This is a genomic window from Fictibacillus sp. WQ 8-8 (assembly GCF_024494405.1).
In the GTDB taxonomy this organism is placed as follows: Bacteria; Bacillota; Bacilli; order Bacillales; family Fictibacillaceae; genus Fictibacillus_C; species Fictibacillus_C marinisediminis.
Genome location: NZ_JAMXKG010000045.1, coordinates 1 through 1,277 on the forward strand (window position 1 = coordinate 1; position 1,277 = coordinate 1,277).

Annotated in this window: 1 pseudogene; it reads left to right on the forward strand. The window is 34.1% G+C overall.

Annotated features, from left to right (window positions below):
* Positions 1 to 704: 704 nt before the first annotated feature.
* Positions 705 to 863: pseudogene (locus tag M1K46_RS25480) on the forward strand (MerR family DNA-binding transcriptional regulator); the annotation flags it as partial.
* Positions 864 to 1,277: the final 414 nt, after the last annotated feature.

Sequence of the window (1,277 nt, forward strand, 5' to 3'; positions counted from 1 at the left end):
AGGCTTATGATCGTCAATCTTGTCCAGTATACGTGTTGTTCCCAAACTAAACGCATGGAACTTTTTAAACTAACTTCCTGTTGACTAATACAAGAAGAGTTGGACCGAGGATTCATGGTTTCACCCCTTACTCTAATACATATATTCAGTATATTCCGATTCTAAAAAGCGGTTTGTACTTTAGTTATTGGCTAATCAAAAAAGAATCGGTTGATTTTACGATAGAGATTAATTCCTTATTGAAGTAACGGGTGCGTTTACTTAAAAACCCCTCAGCAATGAAGATGAAGATCCTTCTACAACAATCGGGCGCTTTCCTGAAACAAGGACTAGCGCTTATTTTCATTATAGGGCCAGATTGTCGAGCAACTCATTTAAAGAGAAAATTAGATCTCTATGCTAATTTTTAGAGGAGATTGTGAAATTTGCACTTAAAGTAATGGTGCAGTTTAGTTAAATAAGGAATCGGAGTCAATATAGTAAAGAAAACTCGCCAATACTGCGGCGAGTTTTGCTTTTTTATATGCCAATAACGAAGTTTAAACAACTGTCATTTTGGTTTATAACGTCGGAAAAGCACCTCAAAACGGGCAGAGGAATTAAAAATTCTTGACATAGAGTAAACTCTAAGTATTACTCTTTCTTTGTGTCACAAAATAAAAAAAGAAGAAATAGACATATCAGAGTTAATGGAGGTGGTTATATTGACATATTCTATTGGAGAATTTTCTAAAATCGTTGGGTTAAGCGAACATACATTGAGGTTTTATGAAAAAGAAGGGTTAATAAAAGTAAATAGAGACGATAACAATGTCAGAATCTACTCGGATGAAAATAAATTATGGATTGAATCTTTGCTTCATCACCATGTTACCAAATTTTCACACGAATGAACGTATCAATAACGGAGGGTTTTGCAACTTTGATTGAAAACTATTTTATGACACGTGCAAAGTGTTAATCACTTGTCTAGTTAATCTTGCTTTTTCATACTCCCCCCTTAAACAAACCGCCTGGACTTCGAGGGAATTGAAATGGAAAGGCTGAAATTACAAATAGGAAGGTAAACACTATTTACGCAGAAATCAAAATCCTGAATTAATTTAATCAGGATTTTTCTTTTTTTGCTTTTGTTTATGGGGTACCGCCACATGCCCATCAAGCTAAGGCAAATTATTACCCCAAAAATGAAAAAAACACTATTCTTTCTGTATTATGATAGAAAGTATTGACTGATAATAATGTTGTTTCATTTCTTATGCAGATAACAGAGCAGG